This window comes from Erwinia sp. QL-Z3 (assembly GCF_004551645.1).
Classification (GTDB): Bacteria; Pseudomonadota; Gammaproteobacteria; order Enterobacterales; family Enterobacteriaceae; genus Erwinia; species Erwinia billingiae.
Map to the genome: position 1 here is coordinate 3429600 of NZ_CP037950.1, position 22079 is coordinate 3451678.

General features: G+C 53.0%; 23 protein-coding genes and 1 other annotated feature. Of the genes, 16 read left to right on the forward strand and 7 right to left on the reverse strand.

What is annotated here, in order from left to right; all coding sequences use genetic code 11:
- Positions 1-15 precede the first annotated feature (15 nt).
- The 5 genes from E2F51_RS16595 to hxpB all read right to left on the reverse strand — a co-directional run bounded on the left by E2F51_RS16595 (position 16) and on the right by hxpB (position 6047).
- The gene (locus E2F51_RS16595) at positions 16-417 is read right to left on the reverse strand and encodes a DUF6515 family protein (protein WP_013201893.1); all 402 of its coding nucleotides are present in this window, start codon (positions 415-417) and stop codon (positions 16-18) included.
- A 186-nt stretch (positions 418-603) separates the two neighbouring features.
- On the reverse strand, positions 604-2868 hold the full coding sequence (katE, locus tag E2F51_RS16600; RefSeq protein WP_134823993.1) for a catalase HPII: 2265 nt from the start codon (positions 2866-2868) through the stop codon (positions 604-606).
- A gap of 160 nt (positions 2869-3028) precedes the next feature.
- Complete coding sequence (locus E2F51_RS16605; RefSeq protein WP_053143498.1) at positions 3029-4426, reverse strand: L-cystine transporter; 1398 nt, start codon at positions 4424-4426, stop codon at positions 3029-3031.
- Positions 4427-4590: 164 nt separating this feature from the next.
- Entirely contained in the window at positions 4591-5181 is a 591-nt protein-coding gene (locus E2F51_RS16610) for a metal-dependent hydrolase (protein ID WP_134823994.1), read from the reverse strand.
- Positions 5182-5375: 194 nt separating this feature from the next.
- A complete protein-coding gene (gene hxpB, locus E2F51_RS16615) occupies positions 5376-6047 on the reverse strand; it encodes a hexitol phosphatase HxpB (protein WP_134823995.1) in 672 nt (223 codons plus the stop codon).
- Between the two features lie 170 nt (positions 6048-6217).
- Here hxpB and E2F51_RS16620 point away from each other — a divergent pair, with 170 nt between their 5' ends.
- Entirely contained in the window at positions 6218-6757 is a 540-nt protein-coding gene (locus E2F51_RS16620) for a YniB family protein (RefSeq protein WP_053143495.1), read from the forward strand.
- Between the two features lie 21 nt (positions 6758-6778).
- Here E2F51_RS16620 and E2F51_RS16625 read toward each other — a convergent pair whose 3' ends face one another.
- On the reverse strand, positions 6779-7672 hold the full coding sequence (locus E2F51_RS16625) for a fructosamine kinase family protein (RefSeq protein ID WP_134823996.1): 894 nt from the start codon (positions 7670-7672) through the stop codon (positions 6779-6781).
- A 107-nt stretch (positions 7673-7779) separates the two neighbouring features.
- Positions 7780-8073: a type V toxin-antitoxin system endoribonuclease antitoxin GhoS gene (gene ghoS, locus E2F51_RS16630; protein WP_134823997.1), complete on the reverse strand. Its 294-nt coding sequence runs from the start codon at positions 8071-8073 to the stop codon at positions 7780-7782.
- Positions 8074-8220: 147 nt separating this feature from the next.
- Here ghoS and E2F51_RS16635 point away from each other — a divergent pair, with 147 nt between their 5' ends.
- The 15 genes from E2F51_RS16635 (at position 8221) to E2F51_RS16705 (ending at position 21974) form a co-directional block, all read left to right on the forward strand.
- Positions 8221-9354, forward strand: coding sequence for an ABC transporter substrate-binding protein (locus E2F51_RS16635; protein WP_371732190.1), 1134 nt, complete (start codon positions 8221-8223; stop codon positions 9352-9354).
- A 376-nt stretch (positions 9355-9730) separates the two neighbouring features.
- Positions 9731-10486, forward strand: a complete 756-nt coding sequence (locus E2F51_RS16640; protein ID WP_013201902.1) for a YdiY family protein — start codon at positions 9731-9733, stop codon at positions 10484-10486.
- A 330-nt stretch (positions 10487-10816) separates the two neighbouring features.
- The gene (gene thrS, locus E2F51_RS16645; RefSeq protein WP_013201903.1) at positions 10817-12745 is read left to right on the forward strand and encodes a threonine--tRNA ligase; all 1929 of its coding nucleotides are present in this window, start codon (positions 10817-10819) and stop codon (positions 12743-12745) included.
- Positions 12746-12748: 3 nt separating this feature from the next.
- Complete coding sequence (gene infC / locus E2F51_RS16650) at positions 12749-13300, forward strand: translation initiation factor IF-3 (protein ID WP_071822113.1); 552 nt, start codon at positions 12749-12751, stop codon at positions 13298-13300.
- Between the two features lie 91 nt (positions 13301-13391).
- Positions 13392-13589, forward strand: a complete 198-nt coding sequence (gene rpmI, locus E2F51_RS16655; protein ID WP_004157374.1) for a 50S ribosomal protein L35 — start codon at positions 13392-13394, stop codon at positions 13587-13589.
- A gap of 40 nt (positions 13590-13629) precedes the next feature.
- Complete coding sequence (gene rplT / locus E2F51_RS16660; RefSeq protein WP_013201905.1) at positions 13630-13986, forward strand: 50S ribosomal protein L20; 357 nt, start codon at positions 13630-13632, stop codon at positions 13984-13986.
- Between the two features lie 82 nt (positions 13987-14068).
- Positions 14069-14192, forward strand: a sequence feature (Phe leader region).
- Positions 14074-14118 carry a pheST operon leader peptide PheM gene (gene pheM / locus E2F51_RS23965; RefSeq protein ID WP_001386830.1) on the forward strand — a complete coding sequence of 15 codons (45 nt, stop codon included), beginning with the start codon at positions 14074-14076 and terminating at the stop codon, positions 14116-14118. (Overlaps the previous feature by 45 nt.)
- An 80-nt stretch (positions 14193-14272) precedes the next feature.
- Positions 14273-15256 carry a phenylalanine--tRNA ligase subunit alpha gene (pheS, locus tag E2F51_RS16670; RefSeq protein ID WP_053143492.1) on the forward strand — a complete coding sequence of 328 codons (984 nt, stop codon included), beginning with the start codon at positions 14273-14275 and terminating at the stop codon, positions 15254-15256.
- A 15-nt stretch (positions 15257-15271) separates the two neighbouring features.
- The gene (gene pheT / locus E2F51_RS16675) at positions 15272-17659 is read left to right on the forward strand and encodes a phenylalanine--tRNA ligase subunit beta (RefSeq protein ID WP_134823998.1); all 2388 of its coding nucleotides are present in this window, start codon (positions 15272-15274) and stop codon (positions 17657-17659) included.
- A gap of 4 nt (positions 17660-17663) precedes the next feature.
- On the forward strand, positions 17664-17963 hold the full coding sequence (gene ihfA / locus E2F51_RS16680; protein ID WP_004157378.1) for an integration host factor subunit alpha: 300 nt from the start codon (positions 17664-17666) through the stop codon (positions 17961-17963).
- A 53-nt stretch (positions 17964-18016) separates the two neighbouring features.
- The gene (gene btuC / locus E2F51_RS16685; RefSeq protein ID WP_013201909.1) at positions 18017-19000 is read left to right on the forward strand and encodes a vitamin B12 ABC transporter permease BtuC; all 984 of its coding nucleotides are present in this window, start codon (positions 18017-18019) and stop codon (positions 18998-19000) included.
- 40 nt (positions 19001-19040) lie between these two features.
- Positions 19041-19586, forward strand: a complete 546-nt coding sequence (locus tag E2F51_RS16690) for a glutathione peroxidase (protein ID WP_013201910.1) — start codon at positions 19041-19043, stop codon at positions 19584-19586.
- Positions 19587-20318, forward strand: coding sequence for a vitamin B12 ABC transporter ATP-binding protein BtuD (gene btuD / locus E2F51_RS16695; protein ID WP_134823999.1), 732 nt, complete (start codon positions 19587-19589; stop codon positions 20316-20318). It abuts the gene before it with no gap.
- Between the two features lie 72 nt (positions 20319-20390).
- Positions 20391-20849 carry an NlpC/P60 family protein gene (locus tag E2F51_RS16700; protein ID WP_134824000.1) on the forward strand — a complete coding sequence of 153 codons (459 nt, stop codon included), beginning with the start codon at positions 20391-20393 and terminating at the stop codon, positions 20847-20849.
- A gap of 384 nt (positions 20850-21233) precedes the next feature.
- Positions 21234-21974: an EAL domain-containing protein gene (locus E2F51_RS16705; protein WP_134824001.1), complete on the forward strand. Its 741-nt coding sequence runs from the start codon at positions 21234-21236 to the stop codon at positions 21972-21974.
- The last annotated feature ends 105 nt before the right edge of the window (positions 21975-22079 follow it).

The window sequence follows — 22079 nt, forward strand, 5'->3', positions numbered from 1 at the left end:
GTTTTTTTTTGCAAGTTACAGGCCCGGCGGGCGAGGCACTTCGAGATAACGACCGTCGATGTCGCGACGGTAGTAGTGGCCATCCTGCACATAAAAACGTTCGCCGTTGTAATCCAGTGAGCGCATATCGCCGCTGACGCGCTCAATCGGAGGCTGCACCACCACATAGGTGTTGTCGTTCTGCCGCTGATAGTAGTTACCGTTCAACGCGTAATAGGTCAGGCCGCCGATCAACACCGCAGCTGCCGCTTCTGGCAGGAAAGAGAGGTGGTCCGGCCCGTGGCCACCGTGCCATCCATGTCCTGGATCGCCATGCCAGTCAGGACCTGGGCCCGGTCCCCAGCCACCTGGGTGGGCAAAGGCCAGCGCAGGCGACAACAACGTTACAACTAACAGTGCACTCATCACCTTTTTCATAAGGATCCTCCTGGTTCTGACTGACGCTAACATTACGCCGCGCCAGTCAAAACGCAAGAGCAAGTGGGCCGCTATTGTGGCTTGTTAACAGTGCTTAACACTTCCTTAACGCTTCCTCCATCAAGCCTGTCATATCACGACGTTGTGTTGACTAAAACCTCAGCTAATACCGCAACTTCCCGATCGTTAAGCCGGTACGCTCAACGCTTTTTGACTGCGTGACCAGATGCGGTGCGCACCCATCGCTGCGAGGAACTCGCTCATGAACACGCCTTCGGCTTTACTGTCTTCAATGATGCCTTCTTCCTGCTGATCGTCAGCCAGACCAAACTGGGATTTGAAGCGCCGGGCATCGCCACTCAGGCCGATCACTTTCAGGTGCTTATAGGCTTCCAGCAGGAAGTAACGCGCATCGCCACTCAGCAGCAGCGCATCAATATTGCCATCCGGCACGATCACCGCATCAAAGGTCAGTGACGGCAGTCCGCTGAAGGTGGCATCGATCGGCAAATCTGAGCCATCATCGGCCCGAACCTGGCCCATATGGGGCGCAATCAGCTTGGCGTGAACCCCGTGTTGCTTAAGCTCCATCAGGATTGCCAGCGTATCCGCCGCAATCACACCATCACTCATTAGCAGTGCAACCTGACGACCTTTAATGGTGCCATTGGGAACGGCATACAGACTCAGGCTGGCGTCCTTTTTCAGCCCGTTTACATCCTTCGGCGGCGCGGTGTGCATCTTCTCTTCGGAAAGGGAGATCCCCAGGTGCTCGGCCACACCATTTGCCAGGGAAATATCGATATGCACCAGATGATCCACTACCCGCTCGCGAATATATTCACGCGCGACCTTGCTGAGCTCAAACGAGAAGGCATCCACAATATGCTGTTGCTCTACCGGCGTCTGGCTATTCCAGAACAGGCGAGGCTGCGAGTAATACTCACCAAATGAGGGGCTGCGCTCGCGGATTTTGTGGCCTTCAATCCGCTCCTGATAGCTCTCGAAGCCGCCGCGGTGCGGTGAAGGGGGCGTTTCGCGCGGCCAGTTATCATTGATTGAATTCGGCTCGTAGTTCGCCGGGTTGGTATCAATGTCCATCCGGTGCATGCCCTGACGCTGGAAGTTGTGATAAGGACAAACCGGGCGGTTTATCGGTATCTCATGGAAGTTTGGCCCGCCAAGGCGACTGATTTGCGTATCGGTATAGGAGAACAGCCGGCCCTGCAGCAGCGGATCGTTGGAGAAGTCCATGCCGGGAACAATGTGGCCAGGATGGAAGGCCACCTGTTCGGTTTCGGCAAAGAAGTTATCAGGATTGCGGTTGAGCACCATCTTGCCAATCAGCTCCACCGGCACCAGCTCCTCCGGGATCAGCTTGGTGGCATCAAGGATATCGAAGTCAAATTTGAATTCATCCTCCTCGGCGATCAGCTGCACGCCAAGTTCATATTCCGGGTAGTCGCCGGCTTCAATCGCTTCCCACAGGTCGCGGCGGTGGAAGTCCGGATCGCGCCCGGTCAGCTTTTGCGCCTCGTCCCACAGTAGCGATGCCTTCCCGGCAACGGGCTTCCAGTGGAAACGCACGAAGGTGGATTTCCCTTCGGCATTGATAAAGCGGAAGGTGTGGATACCAAACCCTTCCATGGTGCGATAGCTGCGGGGAATGCCGCGATCGGACATCGCCCACATCACGTTATGCAGCGTTTCAGGTTGCAGCGACACATAATCCCAGAAGGTGTCGTGGGCACTTTGTCCCTGCGGAATTTCATTGTGGGGCTCAGGTTTAACCGCATGGACAAAATCAGGGAATTTATGCGCATCCTGAATAAAGAAGACCGGTGTGTTGTTACCGACTAAATCAAACACGCCTTCATCGGTATAGAACTTTGTCGCCCAGCCACGAATATCTCTTACCGTATCAGCCGATCCCGCACCGCCCTGCACGGTAGAAAAACGCACAAAGACCGGCGTGATCCGCTCCGGGTCGCGCAGGAAGTCCGCTTTGGTGATCTCGCTCATATCCCGGTAGGGCTGAAAATAGCCGTGAGCCGCCGAGCCACGGGCGTGGACGATGCGCTCGGGGATCCGTTCGTGGTCAAAATGGGTGATTTTCTCGCGCAGGATAAAATCTTCCAACAGCGTTGGGCCACGGGTTCCGGCACGCAGGGAGTTTTGATCGTCGGCGATGCGGGTGCCCTGATTAGTAGTCAGCGGGAAGTTTTCACCTCCTTTACGGAAGGTCTCCAGCGAATCAAGCTTGGCGTTATGGGTATCAGGTGCTTTCAGGCTGCCGGGTGCCGTAGGCTGTTTGCCTGGCGCGGTGGGTTCAGCCAGCGGCTTGTGTGAACCATCTTCAGGGGCCAGTGAATCCATACCTGGCCGCGCAGAATCGGGGCCGGTAGAGGGCGCATTATGACTCAGTTCCTTGTTATCGGTTTCTTTCGACATGCTCACTTACTCCTGCAATTGTCGTTTCAGACTCCAGTAACTATAGAACAGGGACGCGGGTACGCCCGGAAAGTGCAGGGATATGCGGCGGGGGAATCATGACAGGATGTTTGGTGGGATAAAACAGAACGGGCCAGCAGTGTGCCAGCCCGTGTGGAGATTAACGGTGCGCCAGTTCCACGTCGTTATCTGCATCGGCATTTAACAACGTTTTATCGGTCTGCTTCAGCCACTGGCTGGTCAGCGTACCGGCGGTCATCGAGCCGTTGACGTTCAGTGCCGTGCGGCCCATATCAATCAGCGGTTCAATGGAGATCAGTAATGCGACCAGCGTCACCGGTAAGCCCATGGTTGGCAGGACAATCAGCGCCGCGAAGGTCGCTCCGCCGCCAACACCGGCCACACCCGCTGAACTCAGCGTAACGATGCCGACCAGCGTGGCAATCCACATTGGATCAAACGGATTGATGCCAACGGTTGGTGCAACCATTACCGCCAGCATGGTTGGGTAGAGTCCCGCACAGCCATTCTGGCCAATGGTGGCACCGAACGAGGCGGAGAAGCTGGCAATGGATTCCGGGATGCCAAGACGACGCGTCTGTGCTTCAACGCTCAGCGGAATGGTGGCGGCGCTGGAACGGCTGGTGAAGGCGAAGGTGATCACCGGCCAGACTTTGCGGAAGAAGCGGCGTGGATTCACGCCATTCACCGACAGCAGCAGCGCGTGTACCGCAAACATGATCGCCAGACCGAGGTAAGACGCCACCACGAAGCCGCCCAGCTTGATAATGTCGTTCACGTTGGAGCTGGCAACCACTTTGGTCATCAGCGCCAGCACACCAAATGGGGTGAGCTTCATGATCAAACGCACCAGCTTCATCACCCATGCCTGCAGCACGTCAATGGCAGCCAGCACGCGTTCACCTTTCGGTTTGTCGTCGCGCAGCAGATGCAGAGCAGCAACACCGAGGAAGGCGGCAAAGATCACCACGCTGATAATTGAGGTCGGGCTTGCGCCGGTCAAATCAGCAAACGGGTTTTTCGGCACAAAGGAGAGCAGCAGTTGAGGCGTGGAGAGGTCAGCCACCTTGCCTACATAGTTATTTTGCAACGCAGCCAGACGCGCGGTTTCCTGCACACCTTGCACCAGGCCGGTGGCATTCAGACCAAACAGCCAGGTCACAAACACCCCTACCAACGCGGAGATGGCGGTGGTAAACAGCAGCACGCCAATGGTCAGTACGCTGATTTTGCCCAACGACGAGGCATTATGCAGACGGGCAACCGCGCTCAGGATCGAGGCGAAGACCAGCGGCATCACAATCATTTGCAGCAGTTGCACATAGCCGTTGCCGACAATGTTAATCCAGCTGATCGACTCTTTCAGCACCGGGCTGTCAGAACCATAAATAGTGTGCAGGCCCAGGCCAAACAGCACGCCGAGCACCAGTCCCACCAGGACTTTTTTCGACAGGCTCCAGTTGGCGCCGCCGGTTTTGGCGAGGATCACTAACAGGGCAACAAACGCGGCCAGGTTAGCGAGTAATGGAAGGTTCATCCCCAGTTCTCCAGTCAATATGGCGTAATTCCCTACGCCGGTAAGCTTCAGATAATTTTTATCGCGTACCAAGTACGACACGTGCGTGAATGGTATCAGCTCAAACTGGTGCTGCCATATATCCAAAAAATATGGCTTATAACGATTTGCGTTTAATTGGGTGTTTAATGGGCGTTTTGCGAGTTTATCAGCCGGTTCATGCCGCTTTGCACCGAATTAACCATTTGCGCGGGCCAGCCGGACGCACCAAAGGGGGGCATTCCCTGCGGAAACCACATGGCGTAACCCACCAGTGCGAGGCATAACGCGCGCTCTAACTGATTGCCTTTCTGGCTCCTTAACAGCGGCAGGCGAAACCGCCAGCGGCAGGGCCACAATAAAGGGACGCCGGCAGGGGTCAGCATATCGGCGGCGATATGGCTTAGATATCCCAGTACTAATCCCTGAAAGACATCGGCGGGGATCACCCAGTCTGTTGGGACCTTCAAATGGAATAGCGCCACGCCACCCAGAACCGCAAGCAGGCTATGGGTAAAACCGCGGTGTCCAAACACGCGCGCGACAGGTTGCGAAATCCATCTGAAGCGTTGCCCCAGGGTAGATTTGGGGTGATCGATATCCGGCAGCAGGCAGGTCAGCAGTGTCGCAGGCACGATATGCCACCAGTCGCCGTTAGCCAGTTCCGGCGTCAGGTCGGCGCGTTTGGCAAAGATGGCACTGGCAATAGCAAAAATGAGATGGCCTTCGGCCGTCATGGGAACACCTGGCTGCTGAACTGTCGATGTATACAGTATAGGGGATATATACAGTAGAAACTATACGTTACCCTGTAACTAAAGATGACTATTTTTACGTTATTGAAGGGGTTAACAGCAGGAAGGATGTGGCGCGGGCGATTTCGGGCCAAAAATCAGACCGGAGCGGGCAGAAACCCGGCCCCGGGTGTGGATTACCTGCCGTGCAGGTGCGCGGAGGTGAGTTCGCTAAGCGAAGCCAGCTTAACGTTCGCCAGCGACCAGCGGGCATCATCAGCATGTTCTTGCGCCGGGATAACGATTGAACGCATGCGGGCGGCTTTGGTTGCCACCATACCGTTAATCGAATCTTCTAAGGTGACGCAATTCAGCGGGTCTACTCCTAATCCGGCGGCGGCATCGAGGTAAACCTGTGGGTGCGGCTTGCTGTAAGGCAGGGCTTCAGCAGAGGCAATCACGTCAAAGTAGTCGCGCAGATTGAACATCTCCAGCACGCGATTCAGCATATGCAGCGGTGAAGCGGACGCCAGGCCGATCTTCAAGCCCTCGGCTTTGCACAGCTTTAATGCCTGCTCCACGCCCGGCAGCAGAGGCCGGCTGTCTTCGACTAACTGCAGCGCGCGGGCAATAATCCGCTGGGTAACTTCTTCCTGTGAAGGGCCGCTCCACGGCAGCGCTTCATGCCACATTCTGACGGTCTGATCGATGCGCAAACCCAGCGTATCGGGCAACTCATTCCGACGGGTCAAATCGATATTCAGCGTGGAAAACACGTCCAGCTCAGCCTGATCCCATAGCGGTTCAGAATCAATAAGCAGGCCATCCATATCAAAGATGGCGGCAAGGACGGGGCGGGAATATGACATTTTGCGGCTCCTTTTGAAAATTTACCTCACCATAGCATGAAGCTTTCACCGACAACATTGTCCCGCTTGCGGCGGTTCTTCCCCTTTTAACGCGACATGGCGACTTTTTTCAGGCACATTTCGCTACCTGAAGGTAAACTTATCACCTCAAACCTTAGTCAGGAGAAAGCATGACTTATCAACAAGCTGGCCGGGTCGCGATCCTCAAGCGAGTCGCTGGCTGGATTATTTTTATTCCGGCGCTCATTTCAACGCTGATTTCACTGATGACCTTCCTCGAGAAGAGCCGGGAAAAGCGCGAAGGGATTAATGCGGTGATGCAGGATTTCTCCCATGTGATGATCGATATGATCCGCTTCAACACCGGGTTTCTTAATGCGTTCTGGAATAATTCACCGCAGCCCGATTTTAATCACGGCAGCAACGTCACCTTCTGGATTGTCTACTGGCTGATCTTCGTCGGGCTGGCCTTACAGGCTTCCGGCGCCAGAATGTGGCGACAGTCGCGCCATCTGCGTGAAGGGATTGAGGATCAGGTGATCCTGGAGAATGCGAAAGGGCCAGAAGGGCGCAGCCGCCAGCAGTTGGAAGAGAAAATTATCGTGCCACGTCACACGATTTTCCTGCAGTTTTTCCCCCTGTATATCTTACCCATCGTGATTGCGGTGGCGGGTTACTTCGTCCTTAAGCTGCTCGGCTTTATCTTCTGACAGACCGGCCTGAAGCACACTTCAGGCCGGGCGGGCATTTTTCTTGCCCTGTTCATCGGCATCCAGCAGCGCACCTACCGCCTGCTGGGCCTCGCCAAACCAGTGCCCACCAAAGACATTCGCCCGGTTAAGCAAATAATAGAGCTGATACACCGGCTGACGCTGAAGGTAATCTGCCGGCAGCGGCCAGACGGATTCATAGCCTTGATAGATTTCCGACGGCAAATCCGCATACCACGACAGCATCGCTAAATCACACTCGCGGTCGCCCCAATAGCAGGCAGGATCGAAGATCCACGGTCCAGTGCTGCTGCCACCACAGTTGGCAGGCCAGAGATCGCCATGAAGCAGAGAAGGTTGAGGATGATGGCTCCCTAATGCGGTTTGCGCGCAACGGATAATCAGCTCGATATCGCCGTACTGAATGCCTTTTTCGGCGGCTAACTGAAGTTGCCAGCCAATACGCTGTTCAGCAAAGAAGATGGACCAGCGTTTAAGCCAGCTGTTGGGCTGAGGGGAAGTGGTGAGGTTGTTGTCATAGTCGAGACCGAACTGCGCCTGCTCGCTCCACTGATGCAGATGGGCCAGCTGCTGACCCAGCTGGTGGGCGCTGTGCCGATCGAGCGGTTGTAGCGGAATGTATTCCAGCAGCAAAAAACTCACTTCGCGATCGCTGCCGACGCCATAGACGGCCGGTACGCGAACGGTTTTGGTGCGCGCCAGCAGTTGCAGCTGATCGGCCTCCCAGGCAAAAAGATTCAGCATGTCGCGGCTGTTGCACTTCACAAAGACATCATACTCGCCATAACGAATATGCCATGCCGGGTGAACGTCGCCACCCGGTAACTCCGTACGCTGGCTGATTTCAGCATCGCCTAACTGCTCACTCAACAGACGACTAATGGCTGACCACATGGCGGTTTCCTCTTTTCGCTGTGTCTTGCAGGACTAACGGATAATAGCGCTTAAAGAATAATCAAAACCAGCGCCTGCGCAAAGCATGGCGCATTTTTTACACAACCTTAGCTTTTATTGTTCTGCAAAAAGGCTTCAAAGGTCTGAACCTCGACCTCAGGTTTCTGACCTAACGCCACTTCAGCCAGTTTTTCTGCTTGTTCGCGGATCTTCTCTTTATCCTGCGGGCTGGTAATGCCGAAGCTGTTGGTACCCAGCTGATGGGAAGTGCCATCCGCATCGGTCAGCGAAGTACTGAAACCGCCGTTGGTCAGCACGCTATTAAGTTCCAGAACGTCTGAAAGGCCTTCTTCCTGATAACGTAAGGTCACGACGTATTGCGCAATATCAGAAGCACTCATAATTTACCTCATTGTTAATCCGTGATTTTCAGCATAGCCCATCGGCAGGAAAGGGGATCCCGGCCGGGGGAATGTTGCCAATGCAAGTAATAATCATTACTATTGTGGCCCTTTCTTTTGACGTTCATTCCGGAGCCCGACGTGCTACTGAAGCCTCAATTCTCCCTGCTTGCCTCATTGCTGGCGCTTTCCACCGCCACTTTCTCTGCCGTTGCCACCACCTATCCGGTGACCCTTACCGACAGCGATGGCCAACAGGTTACGCTGAAGCAGGAGCCGAAACGGGTCGTGCTACAGGATGGCCGCGATATTCTGACGCTGGCGCTGCTGGACCGTGACGATCCTTTCCAGCGTCTGGTTGCCTGGAACAACCTGCTGAAGAAAAGTGATGCACCGACGTGGGAGTTGATGGAGAAGAATTGGCCGGAAGCCAAAAAGATCATCGATATGGGCTTCAGCGACAAAGGTGAGGTGAATCTGGAAAGTGTGGTCGCCGAACATCCTGACCTGATGATTGCCCAGCTGCGCTCTAAACCTTCGCTGAGCCAGGGCGGCGTGCTGGATAAAATGAAACAGCTCGGCATCCCGGTGCTGTTTATTGACACCTTTGAGCAGCCGGTTGTCGACACCCCGAAAAGCATCACGTCACTGGGCGTGGCGCTGAACCGTGAGTCCGAAGCGAAGGCCTATACCGATTTTTATCAGCAGCATTATCAGGCCATCATTAATAAGACCCGCGACGTTAAGCCGCAACCGCAGGTGTTCATCGAAGCCAAAGCCGGTTTGGGTGGCCTTGAGTCCTGCTGCTTTACTCATGCCCATGTGGGCTGGGGTGCGATGGTGGAGGCGGTTGGTGCCAAAAATATCGGTTCCGGGCTGCTGCCGGGCGCCACTGGCGATATTTCGCTGGAAAAAGTAATCGCCATGAAACCCGATGTCTATATCGTCTCTGGATCGCAGTGGGCCAGTAAAAACAATGCGGCCGTGCCATTCGGCTACAACGTGACGCAGGCGCAGGTCGATCAGGCTTTCGATAAGATGAAGCAGCGTCCCGGCTTCTCTGAGGTATCCGCCATCAGCAACCATCGCTTCTACGGGCTGTATCACAACTTCTACAACCATCCGTACAATATTGTCGGACTTGAGTACCTGGCGAAGTTCATCTATCCGCAGCAGTTTACGGAACTTGACCCGGCTAACACCTGGAAAGAAATTGTCACTCGCTTCACCAAAGTGCCGTTAGGGAAGGGCGTGTTGGGTGCTCAGGCACCGGCAACCTGATTTTCAGGAATACCTGAGGTAGGTCTGATGAGAAAAGGGCGATCCGTAACGGTCGTCCTTTTTTATTGATTTACTTTTAGCGCGGACAAACCCCTACGCCATTATTAACATTGAGAGATGTTTTGACACCAAATGACATCTTTCAAGCCCCCTTCAAAGAAAAATCTCATTTACTCAATGCTGGATAATGCCTAAATAACCATTATACTTCGCCGCGTTAATGAGAATCCTCTCATTCAGAGTCTGAATTTGCCAATGCGCCAGGTAAAAAGAGCGATTTCATAAAATGTTACGTTTCTTACAGTAAAAGGCATTGATCGTCCTGCAAAACCCTTCAGACTCACTCTTTTTTAAACTGTCGTATGGGTCACACTTAATGAAAGCGCTTAACAAGCTGTCTGTAGTTCTTTTGCTCTCCGGGGGAGCTATTTGCCATCAAGCTCTGGCAGACAACAACGTCTTTACGGTCATGGATGACCCTTCCACGGCAAAGAAGGATTTTGATGGGAGTGCGTCGGCGGGTTACCTGGCACAAACCGGTAACACCACCAGCTCCTCGCTGACCGCCAATACCAACATGACCTGGTATCAGCCAAATACCGCTTACAGCCTGTGGGGCAACGCCAGCAATACATCGTCTAACGACGAGCGTTCTTCAGAAACGTACCAGGTTGGTGGCCGTACACGTTACAACATGAACAGCTATGACTACCTGTTCGGTCAGGCTAGCTGGCTCAGCGACCGTTTCAACGGTTACGACGGTCGTTCATTCCTGGCGGCAGGTTATGGTCGTCAGCTGTTGAACGGCCCGGTGCACTCGCTGCGTGTGGAAGCCGGTCCGGGCGTGCGTTATGACGATTATCATGACGGTGGCCACGATACCACCGCGCTGGCATACGGTGCGTTGAGCTACCAGTGGCAGCTGACCGATACCACCAAGTTCATTCAGGGTGTTTCCGTGTTGGGTAGTGACGATACGACAGTCAACTCCGAAACCGGTCTGCAGGTTGCTATCAACCAGTCCTTCTCGTTGAAGCTGGCCTACAACGTGACCTGGAACCAGAACCCACCTGATTCTGCTCCAGACAAAACCGACACCAAGACCACCATCATGTTGTCCTACGCGATGTAATGCGTTCCGGGCCGAGTTCATCGGCCCGAATCTTTAAACCTTCAAGCTCTTCCTCCGCTTACCTGTTGTCATTCTTCTTTTCGTCCCCATCTTTTACTTATCCGACAAGAACTCACGGTGTTCATACTTTGACGTAGGATGCATAGCGTGTAAGATGTTCGTCCCTCAGAAGTTTTTGTTAAACAGACACTTTTGAATATGTGTACCAGACTCTGTACCAAACCGACAAATGTGAGTGGGTTTCAAGTGCAAAGTCCTTGATGTACAAATTAAATACTACTTTTGTATGTAGCCTTGCGTATGGGTTACCACTGCAATTAAGGATGTAAAATGCCCGTTATTACTCTTCCTGATGGAAGTCAGCGTTCTTTTGATCACGCCGTCAGCGTGATGGACATTGCTCAGGACATCGGTCCTGGCCTCGCGAAAGCCTGTATTGCTGGCCGCGTGAATGGTGAACTGGTGGATGCGGTTGATCCGATCACCGAGGATGCCAATGTCGCTATCATTACCGCAAAAGATGAAGCCGGTCTTGAGATCATTCGTCACTCTTGTGCTCACCTGCTGGGACACGCTATCAAACAGCTGTGGCCTGACACCAAGATGGCTATTGGTCCAGTAATCGACAACGGCTTCTATTACGATGTTGATATCGACCGTACCCTGACCCAGGAAGACATTGAGCAGCTGGAAAAGCGTATGCACCAGCTGGCTGAAACCAATTACGATGTCATCAAGAAGAAAGTGAGCTGGCAGGAAGCGCGTGATGCGTTTGCTGCACGTGGCGAAACGTACAAAATCACCATTCTTGATGAAAACATCAGCCATGATGACCAGCCTGGTCTGTATCATCATGAAGAATATGTCGATATGTGCCGTGGTCCGCACGTGCCGAATATGCGTTTCTGCCACCACTTTAAGCTGCAGAAAATTTCTGGTGCTTACTGGCGTGGCGACAGCAACAATAAAATGTTGCAGCGCATTTACGGCACTGCCTGGGCAGATAAAAAGCAGCTGGCTGCCTATTTACTGCGTCTGGAAGAAGCGGCCAAGCGCGATCACCGTAAAATCGGTAAGCAGCTTGACCTGTATCACATGCAGGAAGAAGCGCCGGGCATGGTGTTCTGGCACAATGACGGCTGGACCATCTTCCGCGAGCTGGAAGTCTTTGTGCGCAGCAAGCTGACTGAGTATGACTATCAGGAAGTGAAAGGCCCATTGATGATGGACCGCGTGCTGTGGGAAAAAACAGGGCATTGGGAAAACTACAAAGAAGCGATGTTCACCACCTCTTCAGAGAACCGTGAATATTGCATCAAGCCAATGAACTGCCCAGGCCACGTGCAGATTTTCAATCAGGGTCTAAAATCATACCGCGACCTGCCGTTACGTATGGCGGAGTTCGGTAGCTGTCACCGTAACGAGCCATCAGGCGCGTTGCACGGTCTGATGCGTGTGCGTGGCTTTACTCAGGATGATGCCCATATCTTCTGTACAGAAGAGCAGGTGCGTACTGAAGTAAATAGCTGCATCCGCATGGTGTATGACATGTACAGCACCTTCGGATTTGAAAAAATCGTGGTGAAGCTGTCTACCCGTCCGGTAAAACGCATCGGTACTGAAGAACAGTGGGATCGCGCCGAGGCCGATCTGGCTGCCGCGCTGAAAGAGAACGACATTCCGTTCGAATATCAGCCGGGAGAGGGCGCTTTCTACGGTCCTAAGATTGAATTTACCCTGCATGACTGCCTGGATCGCGCATGGCAGTGTGGTACCGTTCAGCTCGACTTCTCATTGCCGAGCCGTCTGAGTGCCTCATATATTGGGGAAAATAATGAGCGTCAGGTGCCGGTGATGATCCACCGTGCAATTCTGGGTTCAGTGGAGCGCTTTATCGGTATTTTGACCGAAGAGTATGCCGGGTTCTTCCCGACCTGGTTGGCTCCAGTACAAGTTGTGGTGATGAATATCACCGATGGCCAGTCCGAATATGTTGCAGAATTGACCCGAAAACTGCAGAATGCGGGCATTCGTGCAAAAGCGGACTTGAGAAACGAGAAGATTGGCTTTAAAATCCGTGAGCATACTTTACGACGTGTCCCGTATATGTTGGTCTGTGGTGATAAAGAGGTGGAATCTGGCAAAGTTGCCGTTCGCACCCGCCGTGGTAAAGACCTGGGTAGCATGGACGTAAACGAAGTGATCGCGAAGCTGCAAGACGAAATTCGCAGTCGCAATCTTCATCAATTGGAGGAATAAAGTATTAAAGGCGGAAAACGAGTTCAACCGGCGCGTCCTAATCGCATTAACAGAGAAATCCGCGCCACAGAAGTACGACTGACTGGCGTCGATGGCGAGCAGATTGGTATTGTCAGTCTGAATGAGGCTTTGGAAAAAGCTGAGGAAGCAGGTGTTGATTTAGTTGAAATCAGCCCTAACGCCGAGCCGCCCGTTTGCCGTATCATGGATTACGGCAAATTCCTTTACGAAAAAAGCAAATCTTCTAAAGAACAGAAGAAGAAGCAAAAAGTTATCCAGGTTAAGGAAATCAAATTCCGTCCTGGTACCGATGATGGCGACTATCAGGTAAAACTACGCAACCTGATTCGCTTTCTCGAAGAGGGCGACAAAGCCAAAATCACGCTGCGATTCCGTGGACGTGAGATGGCGCACCAGCAGATCGGCATGGAAGTGCTTAACCGCGTCCGTAAAGATCTGTGTGAAGACATCGATTTGGCTATCGTCGAATCCTTCCCTTCGAAGATCGAGGGTCGTCAGATGATCATGGTGCTGGCTCCGAAGAAGAAGCAGTAGGCCATAAAGTAATCGAAGTCCGGGCTTCGGCCCGGACTTTTATTCGCCTGTCTGATTCATTTTATTAACAATGCGAAGTGGATGTTTTTAAATGCCAAAGATTAAAACTGTACGTGGCGCGGCCAAGCGCTTCAAGAAGACCGCCTCTGGTGGCTTCAAGCGTAAACACGCTAACCTGCGTCATATTCTGACTAAAAAATCTACTAAGCGTAAACGTCACCTGCGCCCGAAAGGCATGGTTTCTAAAGGCGATCTGGGTCTGGTTATTGCCTGCCTGCCGTACGCATAAGTCTATTTTTTTTTAACAGAATATTAAACAGGAGAGCTAAATGGCTCGTGTAAAACGTGGTGTAGTTGCTCGCGCACGTCACAAAAAAATCTTAAAACAAGCTAAAGGCTATTACGGTGCACGTTCACGTGTTTACCGCGTTGCCTTCCAGGCTGTTATCAAAGCTGGTCAGTATGCTTACCGTGACCGTCGTCAGCGGAAGCGTCAGTTCCGTCAGCTGTGGATCGCGCGTATCAACGCAGCGGCACGCACTAACGGAATGTCTTACAGCCGTTTCATTAATGGTCTGAAAAAGGCTTCTATTGAAATCGACCGTAAGATTCTGGCTGACATCGCAGTCTTCGACAAAGTGACCTTCACGGCACTGGTTGAGAAAGCGAAAACAGCTCTGGCGTAAGTCAGGTGGAAGAGGGAGCTTGTCTCCCTCTTTTATTTTTTGTTCACTGAAGCACCACCCGTTCTTTCTGTACAAGGTATCGCAAGCATGAATGCTGCTATTTTCCGTTTCTTTTTTTACTTTAGCACCTGAATATCGGGGCTTGTGCGCAAAGAAAAGAAACGAAAAATCGCGCTTAAAGCCTCCCCCGTGGAGGCTTTTTTGTTTCTGGCGTAGCTGATAACGGACGAATGCTCGTCCACATAAAAAAACAGACCGGCCACGGCGGCTGGAAGAAGAGGAAAGCATGTCACATCTCGCAGAACTGGTGGTTAACGCGAAAGCGGCCATCGCTGATGCTCACGATGTTGCCGCGTTAGATACGGTACGCGTTGAATATCTGGGGAAAAAAGGACATCTGACGCTGCAGATGACAACATTGCGTGAACTGCCTGCGGAAGATCGCCCGGCAGCCGGCGCGGTTATCAACGAAGCCAAGCAGCAGGTTCAGGAAGCGCTGAACATGCGTAAAGACTCGCTGGAGTCGGCTGCGCTAAATGCGCGTCTGGCAGAAGAGACCATTGATGTCTCACTGCCTGGCCGTCGTATCGAGAACGGTGGCCTGCACCCGGTAACCCGTACCATCGATCGTATCGAAACCTTCTTTGGTGAACTGGGCTTTGCCGTGGAAACGGGCCCGGAAATCGAAGATGACTACCATAACTTTGATGCGCTGAATATTCCTGGCCATCACCCGGCACGTGCCGATCACGATACCTTCTGGTTTGATGCGACTCGCCTGCTGCGTACCCAGACATCTGGCGTGCAGATCCGCACCATGAAGAACCAGCAGCCGCCAATCCGTATCATCGCCCCGGGCCGTGTCTACCGTAACGATTACGACCAGACCCACACGCCAATGTTCCATCAGATGGAAGGGCTGATCGTTGATAAAAACATCAGCTTTACCAACCTGAAAGGCACGCTGCACGATTTCCTGAACAACTTCTTCGAAGAAGATTTGCAGGTTCGCTTCCGTCCTTCTTACTTCCCGTTTACCGAACCGTCTGCCGAAGTGGATGTGATGGGTAAAAACGGCAAGTGGCTGGAAGTGCTGGGCTGCGGCATGGTTCACCCTAACGTTCTGCGAAACGTCGGCATCGATCCAGAAGTTTACTCTGGCTTTGCGTTCGGGATGGGTATGGAGCGTCTTACCATGTTGCGCTATGGCGTGACCGATTTACGCGCCTTCTTCGAAAATGATTTACGTTTCCTCAAACAGTTTAAATAAGGGCGGGTCAAACCAATGAAATTCAGCGAACTCTGGTTACGTGAGTGGGTTAACCCGGCTATTGATAGTGCAGCACTGTCAGAACAGATCACCATGGCAGGCCTGGAAGTGGATGGCGTTGAAGCTGTCGCCGGGGCGTTTCATGGCGTGGTGGTGGGTGAAGTGGTGGAATGTGGCCAGCACCCAAACGCAGATAAACTGCGCGTCACTAAAATTAATGTGGGCGGCGATCGCCTGCTGGATATCGTCTGTGGCGCGCCTAACTGCCGTCAGGGACTGAAAGTCGCCGTAGCGACGGTCGGTGCCGTGCTGCCAGGTGATTTTAAAATTAAAGCAGCCAAGCTGCGCGGCGAACCTTCAGAAGGGATGCTGTGCTCCTTCTCTGAGCTGGGTATTTCCGACGATCATGACGGGATTATTGAGCTGCCGCTGGATGCGGCGGTTGGAACGGACATCCGTGAGTTCCTGAAGCTTGATGACAGCACCATTGAAATCAGCGTCACGCCGAACCGTGCGGACTGCCTGGGCATTATTGGTGTGGCACGTGATGTGGCCGTACTGAACAAAATGACCCTGACTGAGCCAGACATCTCACCGGTGGTAGCAACAGTCCAGGATACCTTCCCAATCCGTGTTGACGCGAAAGAAGCCTGCCCGCGTTACCTGGGCCGGGTGGTGAAAGGCATTAACGTTAAGGCGGCAACGCCGCTGGGGATGAAAGAGAAGCTGCGTCGTTGTGGCATCCGCTCTATCGATCCGGTTGTCGACATCACTAACTTTGTGCTGCTTGAACTGGGCCAGCCGATGCATGCTTTCGACCTCGATCGTCTCGAAGGCGGTATCGTGGTGCGGTTGGCAGAAGAGAGTGAACTGCTGACTCTGCTGGACGGTACCGAGACCAAACTCAAAGCGGACACGCTGGTGATTGCCGATCATCAGAAAGCGTTGGCCATGGGTGGCATCTTCGGTGGTGAACACTCAGGTGTGAACGAAGAGACCCGCAATGTGCTGTTCGAGTGCGCGTTCTTCAACCCGCTCTCCATCACCGGACGTGCGCGTAGCTACGGTTTGCATACTGACGCCTCACACCGTTATGAGCGTGGCGTTGATCCGCAACTGCAGTTCAAGGCGATGGAGCGCGCAACGCGTCTGTTGCTGGACATCTGCGGCGGCGAAGCTGGCCCGGTTATCGATGTCACCAATGAAGAGACGTTGCCAAAGCGTGCCACCATCACGCTGCGCCGTGAAAAGCTGGACCGTCTGATTGGCCACGTTGTATCTGATGATCAAGTCAGCGACATTCTGCGTCGTCTGGGCTGTGAAGTGACCGAAGGTGAGGGTTTCTGGCAGGCGGTCGCGCCGGGCTGGCGTTTCGATATGGAAATCGAAGAAGACCTGGTCGAAGAAGTGGCTCGCGTGTATGGCTATAACAACATTCCAGACGTGCCGGTGCAGGCCGGCCTGATTATGACTAAGCACCGCGAAGCGAATCTGTCGCTCAAGCGCGTGAAATCGATGCTGGTCGATAAAGGGTATCAGGAAGCGATCACTTACAGCTTCGTCGATCCTAAGATCCAGGCGTTGCTGCACCCGGGCGAAGAGAATCTGGTGCTGCCAAGCCCAATCTCGGTTGAAATGTCGGCGATGCGTCTTTCGCTGTGGACGGGCCTGCTATCTGCGGTGGTGTATAACCAGAATCGTCAGCAAAGCCGTGTGCGTCTGTTTGAAAGCGGCCTACGCTTTGTGCCTGATACTCAGGCAAACCTTGGCATTCGTCAGGATGTTATGCTGGCCGGTGTGATCAGCGGTACGCGTAATGAAGAGCATTGGGATCTGGCGCGTCAGGCAGTTGACTTCTATGATTTGAAAGGTGATTTGGAGTCCGTCCTCGAACTTACCGGTAAATTGTCTGAGATTCAGTTCCGCGCTGAAGCAAATCCTGCTTTGCACCCGGGACAGAGCGCAGCAATTTATTTACGCGGCGATCGCATCGGATTTATCGGTGTGGTGCATCCAGAACTTGAACGGAAACTGGATCTTAACGGCCGTACTGTGGTGTTTGAACTGGAGTGGGACAAGGTGTCAGACCGCGTCCTGCCTGATGCGAGCGGCATTTCCCGTTTCCCGGCAAACCGTCGCGACATCGCCGTTGTAGTGGCTGAAAACGTCCCTGCAGCAGATATCATCACAGAGTGTAAGAAAGTTGGCGTAAATCAGGTAGTTGGCGTAAACTTGTTTGACGTGTACCGCGGTAAGGGCGTAAATGAAGGTTTTAAGAGCCTCGCTATCAGCCTGATTTTGCAAGATACCGCCCGGACACTCGAAGAAGATGAGATTGCCGCTACCGTTGCAAAATGCGTAGAGGCACTGAAAGAGCGATTCCAAGCATCCTTGAGGGATTGAACCTATGGCGCTTACAAAAGCTGAGATGTCTGAATACCTGTTTGAGAAGCTGGGGCTTAGCAAACGGGATGCCAAAGAGCTGGTTGAACTGTTTTTTGAAGAAGTACGTCGTGCTTTGGAAAACGGTGAACAGGTGAAACTGTCAGGATTTGGCAACTTCGACCTTCGCGACAAAAACCAACGTCCGGGACGAAACCCCAAGACTGGTGAAGATATTCCAATCACGGCGCGTCGTGTGGTTACCTTCCGTCCTGGTCAGAAGCTGAAAAGCCGGGTCGAGAACGCAACACCGAAAGAAGACTGATTTCTGCTAGTCAAAAAGGCCGCTTATGCGGCCTTTTTCATATGAAGTGAACCATGACGCTGCTTTCTGAACACATGAAAAGCGCCCGGCAGCACCAGCGGCGCTGGCTGGCAGGTTTGTTGGTCTTTAGCCTGCTGATGATAATGCTGAGTTTGTCAGCCGGCGATCGCTGGTTGATGCCTGTCGACTGGTTTATGCCGGATAATTCGCTGTATGTCTGGCAACTGCGTCTGCCAAGAACGGTGGCGGTATTGCTGGTGGGCGCCTCGCTCGCCGTTGCGGGCGCGGTGATGCAGGCGCTGTTTGAAAATCCGCTGGCCGAACCCGGTCTGTTAGGCGTTTCTAACGGGGCAGGGGTTGGGCTGGTGCTGTGTATTTTTGCCGGTGCTGCCGGGCTCTGGCAAATCAGCCTGTGTGCCATCTTCGGCGCACTGGTGGTCACGCTTATCTTACTCAGGTTTTCTCGTCAGCATCTTTCTAATAGCCGCCTGCTACTGGCGGGCGTGGCGCTGGGGATCATCTGCAGTGCGGTGATGACCTGGGCAGTCTATTTCAGTACCGATCTCGATTTACGGCAGTTGATGTACTGGATGATGGGCGGTTTCAGTGGCGTAGACTGGCGTTATCGCTGGTTAATGCTGGCGTTGCTGCCGGTGCTGATCTGGCTCTGCTCATTGTGGCGGGTGATGAACCTGATTGCGCTGGGCGAAATTTCTGCCAGGCAGTTAGGCCTGCCTTTACTGATGTGGCGCAATCTGCTGGTGTTGAGCATCGGCTGGCTCACCGGTGTCAGCGTGGCGCTGGCGGGCGCGATTGGCTTCATTGGGCTGGTTATCCCGCACATCCTGCGCCTCAATGGCATCAACGATCATCGTATGCTGTTGCCTGCCTGTGCGCTGGCTGGTGGGGCGATATTACTGGCCGCTGATGTGCTGGCCAGAGTCGCCATGTCTTCGGCAGAATTACCGATTGGGGTGGTGACGGCAACGCTCGGCGCTCCGGTCTTTATCTGGTTACTGTTACGCAACCGGCCATAGCGGCCTCCTTTTTTCACTCTCTACTGAACAGGAACACTCGATGACTATTTTCGACACAAAACTGGAAACGCTGGATGGCGAACAGACTTCTCTGGCGAACTGGCAGGGCGACGTACTGTTAGTGGTGAACGTGGCATCCAAATGCGGGCTGACCCCTCAGTACGAGCAGTTAGAAGCCTTACAGAAAAACTGGCAGGAGAAAGGCTTTTCGGTGCTGGGCTTCCCGTGCAATGCATTCCTCGGTCAGGAACCTGGCAGCGCAGAAGAGATCAAAACCTTCTGTAGCACCACCTATGGCGTGACCTTCCCGATGTTTAGCAAAATCGAGGTCAATGGCCCGGATCGTCATCCACTGTATCAACAGCTGGTGGCGGCGCAGCCTACGGCCAGCGCACCCGATAACAGTGGTTTCCTCGAGCGCATGTCCAGCAAAGGCCGTGCGCCGAAAGAGCCTGGCGACATCCTGTGGAATTTCGAGAAGTTCCTGATCGGTCGCGACGGCACGGTGATCCAGCGCTTCTCGCCGGATATGGAACCCGCCGATCCGCTGATTGAGAGTGCGATTAAACAGGCTTTGGCAAAATAAATGCTGTTGCAGTGTGAGGGTGTTGCCATTAAGCAGCGCCTTGCGCCATTTAACGCTGAGGTGAACGCCGGAGAGCTTATCCATCTGCTGGGGCCGAATGGCGCCGGTAAAAGCTCTCTGTTGGCCTGTCTGGCCGGTATGCTGCCCGGAGAAGGGACCATTTTGCTATCGGGGCAGCCTTTGCAAGCCTGGCGTCACAGTGCGCTGGCACGAACGCGGGCGTATCTGGCACAACAGCAGGTGCCCGCTGGCAGAATGCCGGTCTGGCACTACCTCACGCTGCACAATGCGGTAACCGATGAGGCGGCACTGATGGCGCTCTGCCAGACCTTCCAGCTGGTGGATAAACTGGCCAGACCGCTGAGCCAACTGTCGGGAGGGGAATGGCAGCGCGTTCGCCTGGCCGCGGTGTTATTTCAGATGTCTCAGCCCGACGGCAAACTCCTGCTGCTTGATGAGCCGCTGACCGGGCTGGACCTGGCTCAGCAGGCCGCGTTTGATGGTTATCTGGCCAGCTGCGTGGCGCAGGGGCTGACGGTTATCATGAGCGGGCACGATATCAACCACAGTTTGCACCACGCTCACCGCGTCTGGTTGATGAAACAGGGGGCGCTGGTTCAGCAGGGCACCGTTGATGAGGTTCTGCAACCCGAAGGGCTGAGCAAGGTCTTTGACGTGCCGTTCCGGCGACTGAGTGTGGAAAATCACCAAATCCTCACCACATTCCTCTGATTAGCCGGACATTGTTGTCTGAAAACCCCGTTTGCAGGTAGAGTAAGTCGTCATCTCAGAAGGATCTCCGTTATGCGCTACTGGCTGTTGCTGATCGTCGTTATTCTTGCGGGCTGTAGTCGCCATGCACCGCCACCCAATGGGCGTTTGTCCGATTCAATTACGGTGATTGCCCAACTGAATGAGCAGCTTAGCCAGTGGCACGGCACGCCCTATCGCTATGGCGGCATGGGAAGGGGTGGCGTTGACTGCTCGGGCTTTGTCTATCTGACCTTCCGCGATCGTTTCGATCTGCAACTTCCCCGCACGACGGTGGCACAAACCGATATCGGCACCCGCATTAGCAAAGATGAATTGCTGCCAGGCGATCTGGTCTTTTTTAAAACGGGCAGTGGCGAAAATGGTCTGCATGTAGGGATCTACGATACCGACGATCAATTTATTCATGCTTCAACCAGCCAGGGTGTGATTCGTTCTTCTTTAAATAACGTTTACTGGAAAAAAGTGTTCTGGCAGGCAAGACGAATTTGATCCGCCTTATATTTAGCGTGCTAAGCAATTACAGATAAAGCTCATTTATTCGTCATTTGATTTATGGGATGATATTAAATAACGCATTGCCCACCCGGGATAAAATAATTCAATTTCCCTTAAGTCTCTTTTTATGTCAGCATTACGTCAAATTTTAGTAAAGAGATGTTGAAGTTAATGACAAGTTGGTGCTTAAACACCAGTGAACCGATAAACTGCTCAGCATCTTTCTTATCAATTGTGTGATAGTTTACTGTTTCGCAACGGGCCTCACCCTGTCTATTTTGCTTTTTATGCGACAATCTCACTTAATATTGGCACTGTTAATTGCCATTAGCGGTGAAGCAGGGTGCACGAATTGGCACTTCATCATGGCTGAATAAAATGAAAATCCATCTGGAAGCGGATTATAAAAGTTACACAGCATTCTACCCAGTTTACAGCTTTGACGGCCTTTTAATCGCTGTCGAATTGCTGACGCATTTTTCCCATACCACAGCCAATGTCGTCATGCCGCAAGAAATGTTGCTGCCGCAAATGGACAGCGAACAACGTATTCTTCTGTTGCAAAGCCAGATAGCCAGCATTGAAAAACATCACGACTTCTTTCGCCAGCAGGGTGTGAAGGTGACGCTGAAAATTGATGACATCACCTCACAGGCGATCCTTGATAGTGATTTTCTGGCGAAAAAGTTGGATGCGCTGGAATGGCTTGAGCTTGAAATTAATGAAAGCTTCCCGAATTTAAAACTGGGTAAAGACCATCCGGAATTAATGGCTTTAAGTGAGCGATTTGACTTAAGTCTGGAAAATTACGGATCCGGTAAAGCGCCGTCGAAAGCGGTGTATGACGATCTGTTCTACCGCATCAAACTCGACAAAGGCTTTATTAAACACAATATCAACAAGCTCTCTTTTAAACCATTTATAAGTACAGTGTTGGATCATATCAAACCGCACTGCCATCAGATAATCGTTCAGGGAATTGATGATTTATCCGGTCTGGAAAAGATCAGCCATTTCCAGTTTGACGGAATACAAAGCGCACTATTTTCGCCCGTTGGCGAAGACGCCCTCTCGTCATTGATTCATCCTCCTAAAGAGTTGCAGGGCCTGCCGCATTAATAACCCCTTTCTGTATCCGTGTTAAGCTGCTGCGAGGCGGTTTACACTAACCGATAGTTTGCCTGCGGTCCGGTCGCGACCGCACGGGCATATCGCAAGGGGATC

Bases quoted from the DNA above. Each gene is read 5' to 3' on its own strand.
- pheS (WP_053143492.1), top strand. From the start codon at position 14,273: ATGTCACATCTCGCAGAACTGGTGGTTAACGCGAAAGCGGCCATCGCT.
- rplT (WP_013201905.1), top strand. From the start codon at position 13,630: ATGGCTCGTGTAAAACGTGGTGTAGTTGCTCGCGCACGTCACAAAAAA.
- btuD (WP_134823999.1), top strand. From the start codon at position 19,587: ATGCTGTTGCAGTGTGAGGGTGTTGCCATTAAGCAGCGCCTTGCGCCA.
- pheT (WP_134823998.1), top strand. From the start codon at position 15,272: ATGAAATTCAGCGAACTCTGGTTACGTGAGTGGGTTAACCCGGCTATT.
- btuC (WP_013201909.1), top strand. From the start codon at position 18,017: ATGACGCTGCTTTCTGAACACATGAAAAGCGCCCGGCAGCACCAGCGG.
- E2F51_RS16625 (WP_134823996.1), bottom strand. From the start codon at position 7,672: ATGTGGTCAGCCATTAGTCGTCTGTTGAGTGAGCAGTTAGGCGATGCT.
- E2F51_RS16640 (WP_013201902.1), top strand. From the start codon at position 9,731: ATGAAAGCGCTTAACAAGCTGTCTGTAGTTCTTTTGCTCTCCGGGGGA.
- katE (WP_134823993.1), bottom strand. From the start codon at position 2,868: ATGTCGAAAGAAACCGATAACAAGGAACTGAGTCATAATGCGCCCTCT.
- E2F51_RS16705 (WP_134824001.1), top strand. From the start codon at position 21,234: ATGAAAATCCATCTGGAAGCGGATTATAAAAGTTACACAGCATTCTAC.
- E2F51_RS16610 (WP_134823994.1), bottom strand. From the start codon at position 5,181: ATGACGGCCGAAGGCCATCTCATTTTTGCTATTGCCAGTGCCATCTTT.
- E2F51_RS16605 (WP_053143498.1), bottom strand. From the start codon at position 4,426: ATGAACCTTCCATTACTCGCTAACCTGGCCGCGTTTGTTGCCCTGTTA.
- ghoS (WP_134823997.1), bottom strand. From the start codon at position 8,073: ATGAGTGCTTCTGATATTGCGCAATACGTCGTGACCTTACGTTATCAG.
- ihfA (WP_004157378.1), top strand. From the start codon at position 17,664: ATGGCGCTTACAAAAGCTGAGATGTCTGAATACCTGTTTGAGAAGCTG.
- E2F51_RS16620 (WP_053143495.1), top strand. From the start codon at position 6,218: ATGACTTATCAACAAGCTGGCCGGGTCGCGATCCTCAAGCGAGTCGCT.
- E2F51_RS16595 (WP_013201893.1), bottom strand. From the start codon at position 417: ATGAAAAAGGTGATGAGTGCACTGTTAGTTGTAACGTTGTTGTCGCCT.
- E2F51_RS16700 (WP_134824000.1), top strand. From the start codon at position 20,391: ATGCGCTACTGGCTGTTGCTGATCGTCGTTATTCTTGCGGGCTGTAGT.
- E2F51_RS16690 (WP_013201910.1), top strand. From the start codon at position 19,041: ATGACTATTTTCGACACAAAACTGGAAACGCTGGATGGCGAACAGACT.
- rpmI (WP_004157374.1), top strand. From the start codon at position 13,392: ATGCCAAAGATTAAAACTGTACGTGGCGCGGCCAAGCGCTTCAAGAAG.
- hxpB (WP_134823995.1), bottom strand. From the start codon at position 6,047: ATGTCATATTCCCGCCCCGTCCTTGCCGCCATCTTTGATATGGATGGC.
- thrS (WP_013201903.1), top strand. From the start codon at position 10,817: ATGCCCGTTATTACTCTTCCTGATGGAAGTCAGCGTTCTTTTGATCAC.